The organism is Paraburkholderia sp. Ac-20342 (assembly GCF_017104985.1).
Classification (GTDB): Bacteria; Pseudomonadota; Gammaproteobacteria; order Burkholderiales; family Burkholderiaceae; genus Paraburkholderia.
This window is the reverse complement of record NZ_JAAGPQ010000001.1, coordinates 76,567-91,519: the sequence shown is the minus strand read 5'-3', so window position 1 is coordinate 91,519 and position 14,953 is coordinate 76,567. Positions and strand designations below refer to the sequence as shown.

The 14,953-nt window shown below is 66.2% G+C and carries 12 protein-coding genes; 3 read left to right on the top strand and 9 right to left on the bottom strand.

All coding sequences use genetic code 11. From position 1 onward, the window contains the following. Nucleotides 1–141: 141 nt before the first annotated feature. The 3 genes from G3N58_RS00335 to G3N58_RS00325 all read left to right on the top strand — a co-directional run bounded on the left by G3N58_RS00335 (nucleotide 142) and on the right by G3N58_RS00325 (nucleotide 3,922). Entirely contained in the window at nucleotides 142–2,379 is a 2,238-nt protein-coding gene (locus tag G3N58_RS00335; RefSeq protein ID WP_205998214.1) for a hypothetical protein, read from the top strand. A 186-nt stretch (nucleotides 2,380–2,565) separates the two neighbouring features. Further along, nucleotides 2,566–3,516, top strand: a complete 951-nt coding sequence (locus G3N58_RS00330; protein WP_167036341.1) for a glycosyltransferase family 2 protein — start codon at nucleotides 2,566–2,568, stop codon at nucleotides 3,514–3,516. Further along, nucleotides 3,509–3,922 carry a GtrA family protein gene (locus G3N58_RS00325; RefSeq protein ID WP_345890990.1) on the top strand — a complete coding sequence of 138 codons (414 nt, stop codon included), beginning with the start codon at nucleotides 3,509–3,511 and terminating at the stop codon, nucleotides 3,920–3,922. The genes G3N58_RS00330 and G3N58_RS00325 overlap by 8 nt, the downstream gene beginning before the upstream one ends. 5 nt (nucleotides 3,923–3,927) lie before the next feature. Here the strand turns inward: G3N58_RS00325 and G3N58_RS00320 are convergent, their stop codons facing one another. The 9 genes from G3N58_RS00320 to rfbD form a co-directional block, all read right to left on the bottom strand. Continuing rightward, a complete protein-coding gene (locus G3N58_RS00320) occupies nucleotides 3,928–5,067 on the bottom strand; it encodes a glycosyltransferase (protein WP_205998213.1) in 1,140 nt (379 codons plus the stop codon). Further along, nucleotides 5,064–6,284 (bottom strand): glycosyltransferase, encoded by a 1,221-nt coding sequence (locus tag G3N58_RS00315; RefSeq protein ID WP_346778225.1) that lies wholly within the window; start codon nucleotides 6,282–6,284, stop codon nucleotides 5,064–5,066. Before G3N58_RS00315 ends, G3N58_RS00320 begins: the two co-directional genes overlap by 4 nt. Nucleotides 6,285–6,345: 61 nt before the next feature. Continuing rightward, nucleotides 6,346–7,464: a UDP-N-acetylglucosamine 2-epimerase (non-hydrolyzing) gene (gene wecB / locus G3N58_RS00310; RefSeq protein ID WP_205998211.1), complete on the bottom strand. Its 1,119-nt coding sequence runs from the start codon at nucleotides 7,462–7,464 to the stop codon at nucleotides 6,346–6,348. Next, on the bottom strand, nucleotides 7,461–9,038 hold the full coding sequence (locus G3N58_RS00305; RefSeq protein WP_205998210.1) for a polysaccharide deacetylase: 1,578 nt from the start codon (nucleotides 9,036–9,038) through the stop codon (nucleotides 7,461–7,463). The genes wecB and G3N58_RS00305 overlap by 4 nt, the downstream gene beginning before the upstream one ends. Then, a complete protein-coding gene (locus G3N58_RS00300; RefSeq protein WP_167036331.1) occupies nucleotides 9,035–10,417 on the bottom strand; it encodes a phenylacetate--CoA ligase family protein in 1,383 nt (460 codons plus the stop codon). The genes G3N58_RS00305 and G3N58_RS00300 overlap by 4 nt, the downstream gene beginning before the upstream one ends. Before the next feature lie 257 nt (nucleotides 10,418–10,674). Next, nucleotides 10,675–11,451, bottom strand: a complete 777-nt coding sequence (locus tag G3N58_RS00295; RefSeq protein ID WP_167036328.1) for an ABC transporter ATP-binding protein — start codon at nucleotides 11,449–11,451, stop codon at nucleotides 10,675–10,677. 4 nt (nucleotides 11,452–11,455) lie between these two features. After that, nucleotides 11,456–12,274 (bottom strand): ABC transporter permease, encoded by an 819-nt coding sequence (locus G3N58_RS00290; RefSeq protein ID WP_167036325.1) that lies wholly within the window; start codon nucleotides 12,272–12,274, stop codon nucleotides 11,456–11,458. Between the two features lies 1 nt (nucleotide 12,275). After that, the gene (locus G3N58_RS00285; RefSeq protein WP_167036322.1) at nucleotides 12,276–13,691 is read right to left on the bottom strand and encodes a mannose-1-phosphate guanylyltransferase/mannose-6-phosphate isomerase; all 1,416 of its coding nucleotides are present in this window, start codon (nucleotides 13,689–13,691) and stop codon (nucleotides 12,276–12,278) included. A 332-nt stretch (nucleotides 13,692–14,023) separates the two neighbouring features. Next, the gene (gene rfbD / locus G3N58_RS00280; RefSeq protein ID WP_205998209.1) at nucleotides 14,024–14,950 is read right to left on the bottom strand and encodes a dTDP-4-dehydrorhamnose reductase; all 927 of its coding nucleotides are present in this window, start codon (nucleotides 14,948–14,950) and stop codon (nucleotides 14,024–14,026) included. Between the last annotated feature and the right edge of the window lie 3 nt (nucleotides 14,951–14,953).

The following is a 14,953-nucleotide window of genomic DNA, read 5'->3' as shown; positions in this document are numbered from 1 at the left end:
CCGCATCGGACCGCGTTTTACGGCATATCGGCAACACGCGAGGAAGGCCGCCGGAAAGGGAAGGAAGGTGGGGCCGATGCTGCCGTCAAGACTTTGAAATGCTAGGATGGCGCGCTATTACCACCCATTCGAGCGCAGCACATGCCCCCTATTGAACCTGCCGAGCAACCATCGCAACGCCGGCAGCTCGCGATCTGCGTCGCGATCGTCATACTCGCCCCCCTGCTGGTCAAGGCGCCACTATTGCTCGGCATTCTGATTTCCGACCCGCTCGCGCTTTATAGCGGCATCGCCACCAACGTGTTGCCGGGTCCGTTCGGCGGCTTCCCGCCGATGCCGACCATCGATCCGAATATCGCGTTTACGAGCCATACGCTCGGCCATCGCGCGGCGCTCGACATTCTGTCGGGCCATCTGCCATGGTGGAATCACTACGAAGGCGTGGGCGTGCCGCTGGCCGGCGAAATGCAGGCGGCGGCGCTGTCGCCGCTCAACGTTCTGCTCGCGCTGCCGAACGGCCAGCTGTACATGCATCTGTCCTTGCAGATCATCGCCGGGCTGTCGACATGGGCGTTGCTGCGCAAACTCGGCTGTGTCCCGCTCGCGGCTCTGGCGGGTGCGCTAGCCTTCGAATTCAACGGCACGTTTGCCTGGCTCGCCAACGCGATCGTCAACCCGGTGCCGTTCCTGCCGATGGTGCTGCTCGGCGTCGAAAATCTCCGCGAGCATATCGCCGAAGGACGACGTGGCAATGCGGCATGGATCGCCATCGGCATCGCTGGTTCGCTCTATGCCGGCTTTCCCGAGGTCGCGTATCTGAACGGCCTGCTGATCGTCGTCTGGACGCTGGTGCGCGCGGCCTCGGTGCCGGGCGCGACGCGTGGGCGCTTCGTCATGCACGTCGCGGTGGGGGGGCTGGTCGGGCTTGCGATTGCCGCTCCGATCGTGCTCGCGTTCTTCGACTACCTGCCGCTCTCGGACACGGGCGGTCACGCGGGGGACGGCTTCGCGGGCGTGGTCATGCAACGCTCGACCCTGCTCGGCACCTGGATGCCCTATGCGTTCGGCGGCATCTTCCAGCTTCGGGGAATCGAGGGCTTCTGGGGCGCCATTGGGGGCTATGCCGGCATCGCCCTGTCGGTGCTGGCGCTGTACGGCATGTGCGGCAAGCGGCTGCGCGGCCTGCGCATCGCGCTCGCCGTCTGGGTGCTCGTGACGCTCGGCATGACGTATGGCGTACCGGGCATTCATGCGCTCGCGCGCATCATCCCGGGCGTCAAGTACGCCGCGTTTTTCCGCTATTTCCCGCCGTCGTGGGAACTCGCGCTGTGCGTTCTGTCGGCGCTTGCGTTGACGGATATCGGCTCGCAGCCTCGCCCGGCGCGGTTGAAGCTCGCGGTCGCCGCCACGGCGCTCGCCTGTTTGCTCAGCCTCATCCCGATGATCCAGCATCACATCGTGCCCACGGGCATGATCGCGCATGGCGGCGCCGTTTTCGGCCTCGCGGTCCTCCTGGCTCTCGCCGTCGTCGCGTGGCGCATGGATGTGCTCCGGTCGCCCGCCACGGCGCTCGCCACCGTGCTGATCGTCGAAAGCGTGGTCAATTTCCTCGTGCCCACGCTCAGCCACCCGCGCCACTCGACCGTTCATCTCACCGGCGTGCGCTATCTGCAGGACAACCTGGGCCTGAACCGTTTCGCGACGTTCGGCCCCATCGCACCGAACTACGGCTCGTATTTCGGCATTGCCTCGATCAACTACAACGATCTGCCGGCGCCGTCCGACTGGACGCACTACGTCAACGCGCATCTCGACAGCAACCAGGACCCGATTCCCGGGGTCACGCGGCATGATCCCAACGGACCGTCCGCGGCCGATAGCCTCATCGCGAACCGGGAGGCCTACGCGCGCATCGGCGTGCGCTATGCGCTCGTACCGAGCAATATCGATGCGCCGGATTTCAGGAAGCTGCGCGACTACCTCGCCGGACCGCCGAATCAGGACCTGAAGGAGGTCTACCGCGACGAAGTGATGCGGATTCTCGAACTGTCCGCACCGGCACCTTATTTCAGCGCGCCCGGCTGCACGATCACGCCGCAGGATCGCGACGCGGCCCACGTGCAATGCGACGCGCCCTCGAAGCTGTCGCGTCTCGAACTGTTCATGCCCGGCTGGCGCGCCACGGTCAACGGCAACGAGGCGCCGATCGCGCGCAGCGGCGAGATCTTCCAGGAAGTCGAGCTGCCCGCCGGTCACGCCGACATCCAGTTCCGCTTCCTGCCGCCGCATATGAAGTGGGCCTATCTCGCGCTGCTGCTCGGCTGCCTCGTGTTCGCGTTCGATGCGCTGCGCGGCTACCGGAGCGGCAAGCCCCGCTGATCCCGTGTGCCATCCGTCTGCGCATGCCGCGCACCTCGCGCGCGGCATGCGGCCCAGGGCGGCCCGAGGGAGGTCATACGGCTTCAGGTAAAATTGCCCAAAGAGGGGCGATCTCTCTGGCGCCTTTTAATCACTGGCAAGCCGTCTTGCATGCGACGAGACGCTACCGCAAAAGACCTCAAGAATATGGTTGACACCCCTGCTGTTCGAATTGCCGTCGTCATTCCCTGCTACAACGAGGCGGCTGCAATCGGCACCGTCGTCGGCGACTTCCGCAAAAGCCTGCCCGACGCCGACATTGTCGTATTCGACAATAACTCGAAGGACAACACGGCCGACGTCGCCCGCGCGGCGGGCGCCCAGGTCATTTCCGTGCCGCTGCAAGGCAAGGGCAACGTCGTGCGCCGCATGTTCGCGGACGTGGACGCGGACGTCTTCGTGATGGTCGACGGCGACGCGACCTACGACGCGGCCGCCGCTCCGGCCCTCGTCGATCTGCTGATCGAAAACAAGCTCGACATGGTCGTCGGCTCGCGTCTGAGCGACGAGCAAACCGCGTACCGGCTCGGCCACCGCTTCGGCAACGTGCTGCTCACGCAATGCGCGGCGACGATTTTCGGCAAGACCTTCAAGGACATGCTGTCGGGCTATCGCGTGTTTTCGCGCCGCTATGCGAAGACCTTCCCGGCCCACTCGAAGGGCTTCGAGATCGAAACCGAACTCGCGGTCCACGCGCTCGGCATGCGCATGCCCGTAGCGGAAGTCGAAACGCGCTATTCGTCGCGCCCCGAAGGCTCGGAAAGCAAGCTCAACACTTACCGCGACGGCTTCAGGATTCTGATGATGATCCTGAAGCTCTTCAAGTCGGAGCGGCCGTTCGCGTTTTTCACGACGGGCTTCGCGATCTGCACGCTGCTGTCGATCGTGCTGGCGATCCCTGTCCTCACGACTTATGTCGAAACCGGCCTCGTGCCGCGCATCCCGACGTTCATTCTCAGCACGGTGCTGATGCTGCTCGGTGCGATCCTGCTGATTTGCGGCATCGTTCTCGACACAGTCACGCGCGGCCGGAACGAACTGAAGCGCATCGCCTATCTCGCGATCCCCGCCCTGAAGTCGCGGAGCCAAGGTGGCTAAGCTGCACCGCGAATTCATCTGGTTCGCGGTTGCCGGCGCGGTCGGCTTTGCCGTCGATGCCGGCGTGCTCTATGCCGCCCTGGCCGTCGGTTGCGGTCCCTATGCGGGGCGCGCGATTTCGTTCCTGTGCGCCGCCTTCGTCACCTGGCAGATCAATCGGCGCATCACGTTCACCGCGGCGGCGGGCACGTCGCTGTGGCGCGAATGGTGTCAGTATCTGGCCGCGATGTCGCTCGGCGGCGCATGCAATTACGGCGCTTACGTGCTCGCGTTGCATCTGCTGCCGCACGGTCCGGCGAGCCCCTTGCTGGCGGTCGCGGCCGGCTCTGTCGCCGGCATGTTCGTGAACTTCGCGACGGCCAAGCTGTGGGTCTTCAGAACCGCGCCGCAAAAAGGCACGAAGTAGGTGGCTCAAACACCGCCGCGCATCACGTCCTCATACAGCGCCCGATACGCCCTCCCCAACGCCGCCCCGGAAAAGAGCCGCTCATACCGCTCCCGCGCCGCCGCGCCCATCGTGCGCGCCAACGCTTCGTCGAGCGCGAAGCGGTTGATCGCGGCAGCCAGCCGCGCGGGCGACTCGGGCGGCACCACGAACCCCGTCACCCCATCCTCGTTCACAAACGAAGTCCCCGATCCGACCTCGCAGCACACCATCGGCTTGCCGAACATCGCGGCCTCGACGAGCACCATGCCGAACGCTTCCGAGCGCAGATGCGACGGCAGCACCATCGCGCGGCAGCCCTTGAGCAGCGCGACCTTTTCCTCATGCGTGATCTGCCCCGCGAACACGACGTTGCGCGCGCCGTGCTGCCGCGCGAGAGCCTCAAGACGCTCACGCTCCGGGCCCGAGCCGGCGATCACGAGCTTCGCGCCGATACCCGGCGCGGCCTCGACGAGCGTATGCAGCCCCTTGTAGTAGCGCAGCACGCCGAGCGCGAGAAAATACGGCTCACCATCCGCGAGACCGAGCCGGCTTTCGACGTCGCGCTGCACGCTATCGGGCAGCGGCGCGTCGCGGTAATCGATGATGCCGAGCGGAATCGTCTTCAGACGCGCCTTCGACACGCACGCGGCCAGCGTCTCGCTGGTTTGCGCATAGGCTGGCGACGTCGCGACCACGGCCGACATGCTGCGCAGCGTGCGTCGCATCAGCGGCCCGTAGATCGCGCCGAGCGCTTTCTGCCGCACGATGTCGGAGTGATAGGTCATCACGGTCGGCTTGCGCGTGCGGCCGAGCAGATGCAGCACGTCCGCGAACGGCCACGGAAAATGAAAATGCACGACGTCGGCCCACGCGGCCATCTCGCGATACTTCATCACCGCGCACGGTCCGCCGAGATCGCACGACGCCGGCGCAGCCCACGACTTCTCGCGAATCACCTGCCCTTCCGGATAGTCGACGATGTCCGGCACCGGGTTCGGCGACAAGGTCAGGATGCGCGCTTCGACGCCGCGCTCGCGCGTCGACAGCGCGATCTGGCGGATCGCTTCCTGCAGGCCACCCGGCGGGTCCGGGAAATACGTGCGGTAGACATGAACGACCCTCACGCGCGCACCTCCGCGCGAGGTTCCCGCGCGCCGCCGCCAGCCGGCTCGCCGGCGAACATGATCGCCAGCATCTTGTCGAGCCGCGTCTCCCAGGTGTTCTCGCCGACCGCCGCGCGCGCTTCGTCGGCGCTCAGCTTGCCGCGCGCGAGCTGCGTTTCGATTGCCGCGATAAACGCGTGCGCGTCGCCGCCCACTTCGAGACCGGCGCGCGGCTCCTTCGCGAAATCGAGCGGCGTCGACACGACCGGCAGACCCGCCGCGAGATATTCGTAGAACTTCATCGGAAACATCGAGCGCGTGTATTCGTTGAGCAGCGTCGGCAGCACGCCCACCCGCATGCCGCGCAGATACTGCGGCAGCACGCCGTACGGGCGATAGCCGAGCAGGTGCACGTTCGGCAGGCGCGCGAGCTGCGCGAGCAGTTCGCTGCGCTGCCCTTCGCGTTCCTCGCCGATGATGACCCACTGCCATTGCGGCCGCGCCTGCGCCGTTTGCAGGAGCAGCGGAAAGTCGACCTTGAAGTCCGACAGCACGCCGTGATAGACGAGCCGCGGCTCGGCGATCGCGGCCAGTTCGGCAGGTAATTCAGCGGACAGCGGAGCGTCGTCGAGCGCCGTGCCGAAGTGCGTATCGTCGACGACGTTGCCGAAGAAATGCGTGTTGCGGTTGAACGGCTCGCACACTTCCTTCAACGACATCGCGGTTGTGAACACCGCCTCGCAGCGCCCGAGCAGATCGTGCTGCGCGTTGCGGAACGCCTCGACGTCGACGCCGGGAATCGCCGCGATGTCGTCGACGCAGTGATACACCAGCGGCCCGCGCGGCAGCGTCGCGATCGCATCGAGCATGTACGGGTGGTAGGTCCAGACGACCGGCTTGTCATAGCGATGCGACTTCGCGAAACGGTTCACCGAAAAGCGCAGCAGCGCCTGGTTCAGCGAACGCACGAACGGCAGGTGATGACCGGCCGGCACCAGCAGCGGCGAGAGCACCCAGAGGTTGTCCGCGCGTTGTGGCGGCCCGAGCACGAGCGATTGCACGCCGCGCCACAGGCGTCGCCATAGCCGCGACCAGTCGCGTCCGCTGCCGACTTTCGGGGCCCGGAAACCGACGCTCTCCACGTACAGAATCCGCCAGCCGCGCGCGGCGAGAATGCTCGCCGTGTGCTGCTTGTTGGTCCAGTACGGTTCGTCCCAGTCCGCGGTCGAGAACAGCACGCAGTCGTGCGCGGCGAGCGCGCCGTTCTGGCCGTGCGTACCCTGCGTACCCCGTGTACCGTCAACCAACGAACACCTCGACCGGCCTACCCTGCAGGCTCTCGACAATGCGCCGCGAAGCCAGCCCGTCGCCGTACGGATTCGCGCGATTGCGCAGCGCCGCGCGCCGCGCCGGGTCGTCGAGCCAGCCGATCACCGCGCTCTCGATGCTGGCCGCGCTCTGGCCCGCGAGCGTCGCAAAGCCGGCATCGACACCCTCGCGGCGCTCGGTGTGATTGCGCATCACGACCACCGGCACGCCGAAGCTCGGCGCTTCTTCCTGAATGCCACCCGAGTCGCTGACCACGACCGCGCTGCCGCTGATCAGATAGAGGCTCGTCGGATAGTCGACCGGCTCGATCAGCGTGAGATTCGCGATGTCGTCGAGCTCGCGATGCACGGGGCCGCGCACAGCCGGGTTCAGATGTACCGGAAACACCCAGCGGTAATCGCGATAGCGTTGGCACAGATCGCGCAGCACGCGGCAGATGTCCTGCAGCACGTCGCCGAAATTCTCGCGCCGGTGGCACGTCACGAGCACATGCTGCTGCGCGCCGTGCCATTCGGGCAGCGGGCTCGCGGGCGGCGCGACGTTCCAGCTCGCGCGCACTTCGGCGATCGCATCGACGACCGTGTTGCCGGTCACGACGATCTTCTGCGCCGCGATGCCTTCGGCCAGCAGGCTCTCCCGCGCGCGTTCGGTCGGCGCGAAATGCAGCGTCGCGATGCGGCCGAGCAGGCTGCGGTTCGCTTCCTCGGGAAACGGGCTCGCGAGATCGCCGGTGCGCAGCCCCGCTTCGACGTGGCCGACGCGAATGCCGCGATGAAACGCGGCGAAGCCCGCGCAAAACGCCGTCGTCGTATCGCCCTGCACGATCACCCAGTCGGGGCGCGTTTCGTCGAGCGCGCGATCGAGCGCCGCAATGAGCCGCGACGACAACGCGTTCAGCGATTGCCCCGGGCTCATCGTATCGAGCGTGATGTCCGGTTCGATGCCGAAGAATTCGAGCGCCTGCGCGGCCATGTCCTTATGCTGTCCGCTCGCGCAGACGATCGTTTCGAACTCGCCGCGCAACGCGCGCACGACCGGCGCGAGCTTGATGACCTCGGGCCGGGTGCCCATCACGACCATGACTTTCATTGCAATGCGTTCCCCGCCTTGACCTGCTGGTGAGTGCCCTTGAACTCGACGCCGAGCGTCAGGGGCAGCGTGTGCGTGGACGGCGTCACGACGCGAAACGCGCCGTCCTCTTCGATGATGTGCGTGAGCGACCTGAAGCGCAGGAAGTCGAGCGCGGCTTCCTCGTGCAGGAACAGCGGCCGCTGCGCCTTGCCGCGCATATAGGCGATGAACTGCTCGTGCGTGTCGATGCGCGCGGCCTCGTCGGACCAGCCGTAGGCGTAGCGCTCGGAGAACGGATGATCGAGGTAGCCGAACAGCGTGTGGGTGGCGTAGGCGATGTCGAAGGCCTGCTTGAAGATCGCGAGCGGATCGCCGTCCTTGCGCATGCAGTCGCCGTGCAGCATGCATTGCTGGCTATGGCCGACGAAACCCGCCGGCAAGCCGGCCAGCGCGCCGCCGCGCGCCGTCAGAAACTCGGGATCGTTGCGGATGATGCCGCCGACGCAGCCCGCGTAGCCCGCGTCGACGAGGCCGCGAATCGCATACGGCGGCGACTGGTGAAACGGCGACACCGCGTAGCGCACCGGCACGCCGGTCGCGCGTTCGAGCAGTTCGGCCGATTGCGCGCCTTCGGCGAGCGCGGTGTCGTAGCTGCCGCCCCAGTTCGGCGAGTGCGTCGCCGTATGCGACAGCACCGCGCCCTGCTGCCGGTCGGCGAGCAGTTCGCGCAGGATTTCGTGCTGACCGCCGCGTTGCAGGTTCTGCGTATGCACGGCGAGCGAGAACGGCACGCCGAGCCGCTGGTACGCCTGCCACAACGGACGCGCCGATTCGACGTCCTCGTCGCAATCGAGCCGCGACGTGATTGCCGCGTCATAGCCCCACGGCAGTTCGCTCAGCACCGGCTGACACGGCAGCGCATCGGCCCGGTAGCCCGACAGGAACTGCTCGACGAGGCGCCATTCGAACGAATCGCACGGGCCGGCCGGCCGGTTGAACCACAGCACGGCCGAGGCACCCGCCTCCCACAACGCCGCGTAGGCGAACTGCCGCTCGCCGTTCACGACGACCGACGCCAGCTCCGCTTCGGCCGGCACTTGAGGAGCTTCCGCGAGCGCCCAGATCGAGCCGTCGGCGCGAATCGCGCCGTAGCCGAGGTTGTTCCACTCGTCAGTGAAGTCGAAGCGTTCGAACGGGCGATGCCACTGCGCGCCGCCGAGTGTTTGTGCCAACGCGCCATAGCGCACCGCCGCCGCGCTTTCGCGCGACTCGCCCGCAGGCGCCGAGGCACTGCGGCTCGCCGCGCCGAGCCCGGACGGCAAAGCCGTGGGCCGATAGCGCAGATAGTCCGCGAGCGCGATCGGCATATGGCCGAACACGATCAGCTTGCGCGGCCGCGCATTCACATAAGCGATCAGGTCGGCACTCCAGGCATCGGGCGCGTCGACGGCGACCACGACGTCGGGCGCGATCTCGTGCAGCACGTTGCGCGTGATCGCCTGCGCCTGGGTCGTGCTGACCGAGCGCCGCAGCGCCGCCAGCACATACTGGCCGGCCTCGGCGCGCGCCTCGGGACACGCGACGCCGATCATGCGCCCACCACGTGACGGAATTTGGCGCGGCTGCCCACGCGCACGAAGTCGTCGTGACCGACGTAGGCGATCGTGAACGCGTCCTGCCAGAAGTGGCGCAGCTTCGCGGTCGTTTCTTCCGCGTTCGCGTGCGGTTCGAGCACGATGCGCAGCGTGGGCGGCGTCGTGCGCAAGTCGATCTGGAACTCCTGAATGCCGCCGACGCGGTGATCGAGCATGTCCTGGATATGGTGCGTCGGATGCGCGACGCCGTTGATCGGCACGACGTCGTGAATCCGGCCGACCACGTCGGTCAGGAAGAAGCCCTTTTCCGTTTCCTGCACGCGCGCGAGGTCGCCGGTCGTGTAGCGGATCAGCGGCATCAGCCGGTTGCGAAAACCCGTGAACACGAGTTCGTGCGCGCCGTCGGGGTTATCGGGCGCGACGCGGCTTTCCGGCCAGCCTTCCGATTCGAGAATCTGGAAGCCGCCTTCATGACCGTCGAGTTCGTAGGCCATCACGCCGAGTTCGGCGAGACCGTAGCGGTCGATCACGCGGCAGCGCAGCGCCTTCGCGATCATCTCGCGCGCCTGCGGTTCGAGCAGCTCGCCGCTCGATTCGAACACCTGGAACGCCTTGCCGCCGCCGTACTTGCGCTGCACGTAGCAGGCGAGCGCGTACATCGTCGAGGGATGCGAGTGCGCGAGATACGGCCGGCGGCGCTTGAGCGTGCGCCACATTTCCTCGAGGCCCTGGTCGTCGATGCGGTCGAAGAAGATGTTGCTGCGATTCATCGCGAAGCATTTGAAATCTTCGCGCGACGGCCACTCGGGCACGGCCTGATCGGGGAAACGGCATGCGAAGTGCAGCTCCGAGCGATGGCGCAGCTTGCCGATCCGCTCGCGGCAATAGTTCGTGACCGCCGACGAATAATCGGCGCCTTGCTGGTCGTAGTAGATCGTCGTCGAAAGCCCGGTCGAGCCGCCGGTCTTGCAGGCATGGTGCTGGCCCGCCACGAGCGGCCCCGACAGCAGACGCGGCCCCTGCTCGCGGATGATGTCCTTGGTCAGGTACGGCAGCTCTTCCAGATAGCGCGGGTCGTCCTTGACCCTGGCCGGCTCGAACTGCCTCGCAAGAAACAGATCGCGGTAGTAAGGCACCTTCGCGCCGGCGAATTCGAGCATGTTGGCGAGCCGTTCGAGCGCGATGCGGCGGCGATGCGGCATCGGCAGCGTGTAGTGCTCGCGCAGTTCGCGGATTTTCGGCCGCACGCTGCGTTTTTCGGCGCTCTCGGCAATCGGATAGGCGATATAGCCGCCCGCAAAACCCTTCAACGTGCGAAACGGCTGACGCACGAGCAGGGATTCGGAGTAGCGCAGGAATGGGTGATTAGCTCGCATGAAATTCGAACCTTGTTGCGCCTCGGGGACGAGCCCCGAGCGGTGTTACTGAACCGCGCGTCCGGATGATTGCGCCGCCGGGTCGCGGTGTCTCGCGGTGTCGTCACGCTCGACGGCGCGCCGTGCGCCATGCACGGCACCGCGCCACGCCGCGACAGGCCGGCCACACTACGCCAGGCATTACGCCGCGCCAATGCGGCTCACGTCGCGACGCCCGACGGTCATGCACGCGCGGCGCGACGGCCGCCCGCGCACGCTCAGTGCGGCAACTGCGCGGTGTGGCTGACGGGCGGCTCGTCGGTTTCTTCCGGCGGCAGCACGGCTTCGTCGGCGATCATCTTGCCGTGCTCCATCGAGATCTTGCGGTTGCACACGCGCGCGACGAGCTTCGGATCATGCGACGCCACCACCAGCAGCGCCGCCTTGCCGACGAGGCTTTCCAGCCGCTCGGCCGCCTTCACGCTGAATTCGGCGTCGCCGACGCTAAGCCATTCGTCCATGATGAGGATGTCGGCTTCGACGCTCGTCGAGATCGCGAACGCGAGGCGCAGCATCATCCCGCTCGAATAGGTGCGCACCGGCAGATTCAGGTAGTCGCCGAGTTCGCTGAAGTCGGCGATCTCGTCGATCTTGCTGCGGATGCGCGCGGGCTTCAGCCCGTCGAGAATGCCGCGCAGATAGATGTTTTCGAAGCCGGTCGCGTCGGGGTCGAGGCCCATCGACACGTCGAGCAGCGAGGCGATCTTGCCCTGCACCTTCAGCTCGCCGCGCACCGGCGCATAGACACCCGACAGCGTGCGCAGCAGCGTCGTCTTGCCCGAGCCGTTATGGCCGATCAGGCCGATGCGCTCGCCTTCGCCGAACGTGAAGCTGAGGTCGTCGATCGCGCGGACGATCGCATGGCGACCCGCGTCCTGGCCGATCCGGCCGCCCGTCGTCAGATTGAGCACCGCCTTTTTCAGCGAACGATGCGAGTTCTCGTAAATCGGAAATTCGACGGAGATGTTACGAGCGACAATCGATGAGGAACTCACAATATCAAAGCCAGTAAGGAACGCGATTACGGAAACGCTTCATCAGGATCTGCGCGAACGCAAAGCCGACGATCAGGAGACCGATCGACCAGGCCCACGACTCCCAATGGGTCGGGCGGCCGGTGAGCGGCGCGCGCACGGTTTCGATCAGGTGATAGAGCGGGTTGTATTCGGCGACCCACGCGCGGTCCTTGAGAATTTCCGGCGACCACATGACGGGCGTGAAGAAGAACACGACCTGGATCAGGTTCGTGACGATCGGCGGGATGTCGCGAAAGCGCGCGCACAGCACGCCGAGCGTGACGCCGAGCCACACGCCGTGCAGCAGCAGGATCACGAGCGCGAACGGCACCAGCGCGATTTCCCAGCCCGGCCAGTGGCCGAACACGATCAGCAGCACGACCACCACCGGCAGGCTATGCAGCAGGATCACGAAGTTGCGCCACGCGATGCGGCACACATGTACGGTGAGCGGCAGCCTGATCTGCTTGATCAGATAGGCGGAGCCGATGAAGGCGAGGCAGCCCTCGTTGGCGACCGACGCCAGGTACGCCCACACGACGAGCCCGACCGCGAGATACGGCAGGTAGTTCGCGATTTCCTGGTGCAGCAGCGTCGAGTACAGCGCGCCGAGCACGACCACCATGATGATCGTGCTGAGCGTGAACCAGAACGGCCCGAGCACCGAGCGGCGATAACGCTGGCGGATGTCGTGCCAGCCGAGCGTGCCCCACACGCGCAGCGCCTTCATGCCGATAAACAGATCGTCGCGCTCGTTGTGGCGCGTCAGGTCTTCGGAGTCGTTGGTAAAACTGATATCCATCTCAAGTACGTCCGTAAATGTCCTCGAAGCGGACGATATCGTCTTCGCCGAGATATTCGCCGCTTTGCACTTCGATCATCACGAGCTCGACGACGCCCGGATTTTCGAGGCGGTGCTTGTGACCGGCCGGGATGTAGGTCGACTCGTTGGTCGACACGAAAAATTCCTGCTCGCCGTTGACGACCTTCGCCATGCCGCTCACCACGACCCAATGCTCGTTGCGGTGATGATGCATCTGCAGGCTCAGGCTCGCGCCCGGCTTCACCTCGATGCGCTTGATCTTGAAGCGCGGCCCCTCTTCGAGCACCGAGTACGTGCCCCACGGCCGATGCACGGTGCGATGCACCTTGTACGTCTCGTGGCCGCGCAACTTCAGTTCCGCGAAAATCTGCTTCACGTCCTGCGCGCGCGCCTTGTTCGCGACGAGCAGCGCGTCGGGCGTGTCGATCACGATCAGATTGTCGATGCCGACCGCGCCGATCAGACGGCCGCCGCTGCGCAGATACGAGTTCTTCACGTCGACGAGCAGCGCCTCGCCTTCGACGCGGTTGCCGCTCGCGTCGGCCGGCGACAGGTCGGACAGCGCGGTCCACGAACCGACGTCGGTCCAGCCGATGTCGCAACGCACGACCGCCGCGTGCGCACACTTCTCCATCACCGCGTAGTCGATCGACAACTCCGGCACCGCGCCGAAACTGCCCGGTTCGAGCCGCACCTGCGCGCCGGTCGCGCCCTCGGCCGAGGGCGACTTCTCCATGCACGCGGCCGCGGCATCGAGAATGTCCGGACAATGCTCGCGCATTTCCTTCAGGATCGTGCCCGCGGTGAAGCAGAACATGCCCGAGTTCCACACGAACTTGCCCGAGGCGAGATATTCGCGGGCCTTGTCGAGCGACGGCTTCTCGACGAAGCGCACGACCCGCTCGCCATCGGCTTCGATATAGCCGTAGCCGGTTTCGGGCGTCTCCGGATGCATGCCGAAGGTCACGACCTTGCCGGCCTGCGCGAGCGTGCGCGCCCGCTCGACCGCCGCCGCGAACGCGGCCTGATCGGCGATCAGATGATCGGCGGCGAGTATCAGCATCACCGTGTCTTCGCCGTGCGCCTTCGCGGTATGCAAAGCCGCCGTGGCGACCGCCGCGGCCGTATTGCGGCCGAACGGTTCGAGAATGAACGAGGTCGCCACGCCCTTCTCGTTGACCTCGCGGAAATCGTCTTCGGTCTTGAAGAACAGCTCGCGGTTCGTCACCGTCAGCACTTCCTGCACGCCGGGCAGCGCCACCGCGCGCAGAAAGGCTTTCTGCAGCAGGCTTTCGCCGTCCGCGAGACGGATGAACGGCTTCGGATGCAATTCGCGGGACACCGGCCAAAGCCGCGATCCCGCTCCGCCGCACAGAATGATCGGTAACAAACTCACAGCTTCCTCTCGATTTCGTACTTATTACGTGACCGCGCGACGGCGGCGCACTGAGGCGAATTCATCGGCACGATCCGTTCGGCACGTCCGGCACGAATTGCGCCACCCTGCGTGCGCTTTGCCCGCGCGGCGCCGCTATCATGCGCCGCACCGGAGAAGCGCCCGGTGGCACGTTCGTATCGCGACATTCTACCGCCGCCCCCTTTCACCACTGTCAGGCTTCGTTAGTTCGGGGAAGCCGTGCGCGGACGGGCAGCGCGCTGCGTCTCCCGATGCGTCCGTGTACCGTCTGGGCGCCATGAGAGCACGCGCGGGCTGCCGCAAAAACAGCCTCAGGAACAGGCCGCGGGCGACTTCGGAAAACCGTCCGTCAGACACAGCCGCAACGCGTCGCGCCAATGCGGCGCGGCAAGCCCGAACACGCGCGCCAGCTTCTCGTTCGACATTCTGGAATTGGCTGGACGCTGCGCCGGCGTGGGGTAATCCGCGGCGGGAATCGGCAGGGTGTTCGGCCGGTTCGGCAGGCCTGCGAGCTCGAAGATCGCCGACGCGAAGCCGTGCCACGAAGTCGAATCGCCCGCGCACAGGTGATAGATGCCCGAGCGCTCGTGCCACCATGTCGCGCCGTGTTCGGCGGCGAAGGCCTGCGCGCACAGATGCGCGGTCAGCGTCGCGATCGTGTTGCACCAGGTGGGCGCGCCGAACTGGTCGGCGACGACCTTCAGTTCGGGACGCTCGGCGCCGAGCCGCAGCATCGTCAGCAGAAAGTTCTTGCCGCGTGTGCCGTACACCCAGCTCGTGCGCAGCACGAGGTGATCGACGCCCGTCGCCGCGATCGCCTGCTCGCCCGCGAGCTTGGTGCGGCCGTAGGCGTTCTGCGGATCGGTCGGATCGTCCTCGACGTAGGCGCCTTGCTTCGTGCCGTCGAACACGTAGTCGGTCGAATAGTGGATCAGCGCCGCGCCGAGCTTTTTCGCTTCCTCGGCAAGCACGCCCGGCGCCTCGCCGTTGATGCGCATCGCGAGATCGGCTTCCTGCTCCGCCTTGTCGACCGCCGTATAGGCCGCCGGGTTGACGATCAGCGCGGGACGTACCTCGCGCACCACCGCGCGGATCTGATCGAGGTTCGACAGATCGAGCCGCGAGCGGTCGACTGCCACCACCTTGCCGAGGCCCTGCAGCGTGCGCGCGAGTTCGTAGCCGACCTGGCCGTTCACGCCCGTGACGAGAATCGTGCGCTTCGCATCCTGTGCGCTCATGCG

What these genes read in the sequence shown, in the direction of transcription:
- G3N58_RS00335 (WP_205998214.1), top strand. Translation starts at nt 142, where the DNA reads ATGCCCCCTATTGAACCTGCCGAGCAACCATCGCAACGCCGGCAGCTC.
- G3N58_RS00330 (WP_167036341.1), top strand. Translation starts at nt 2,566, where the DNA reads ATGGTTGACACCCCTGCTGTTCGAATTGCCGTCGTCATTCCCTGCTAC.
- wecB (WP_205998211.1), bottom strand. Translation starts at nt 7,464, where the DNA reads ATGAAAGTCATGGTCGTGATGGGCACCCGGCCCGAGGTCATCAAGCTC.
- G3N58_RS00305 (WP_205998210.1), bottom strand. Translation starts at nt 9,038, where the DNA reads ATGATCGGCGTCGCGTGTCCCGAGGCGCGCGCCGAGGCCGGCCAGTAT.
- G3N58_RS00300 (WP_167036331.1), bottom strand. Translation starts at nt 10,417, where the DNA reads ATGCGAGCTAATCACCCATTCCTGCGCTACTCCGAATCCCTGCTCGTG.
- G3N58_RS00290 (WP_167036325.1), bottom strand. Translation starts at nt 12,274, where the DNA reads ATGGATATCAGTTTTACCAACGACTCCGAAGACCTGACGCGCCACAAC.
- rfbD (WP_205998209.1), bottom strand. Translation starts at nt 14,950, where the DNA reads ATGAGCGCACAGGATGCGAAGCGCACGATTCTCGTCACGGGCGTGAAC.